Origin of the sequence: Pseudoalteromonas sp. SIMBA_162 (assembly GCF_046535955.1) — a bacterium.
In the GTDB taxonomy this organism is placed as follows: domain Bacteria; phylum Pseudomonadota; class Gammaproteobacteria; order Enterobacterales; family Alteromonadaceae; genus Pseudoalteromonas; species Pseudoalteromonas marina.
In genome coordinates this window covers 1-235 of the sequence record NZ_JAWJBQ010001235.1, presented here as the reverse complement: position 1 = coordinate 235, position 235 = coordinate 1, and the positions used below count along the sequence as shown (strand labels likewise).

Annotated in this window: 1 pseudogene; it reads left to right on the top strand. The window is 57.4% G+C overall.

From position 1 onward, the window contains the following. Positions 1-222 (top strand): annotated as a pseudogene (locus R0J88_RS23575) (amino acid ABC transporter permease); the annotation flags it as partial. Between the last annotated feature and the right edge of the window lie 13 nt (positions 223-235).

Genomic DNA, 235 nt, shown 5'->3' with positions numbered 1-235 from the left:
AACACCTTCATTGCCTTGTTCAAGGACACCAGCCTGGTGATCATCATCGGCCTGTTCGACCTGCTGAACAGCGTCAAGCAAGCTGCCGCCGACCCGGCCTGGCTGGGCATGGCTACCGAGGGCTATGTGTTCGCCGCCCTGGTGTTCTGGATTTTCTGTTTCGGTATGTCCCGCTACTCCATGCACCTGGAGCGCAAGCTGGACACTGGCCACAAGCGTTAGGAGTTTCGAAATG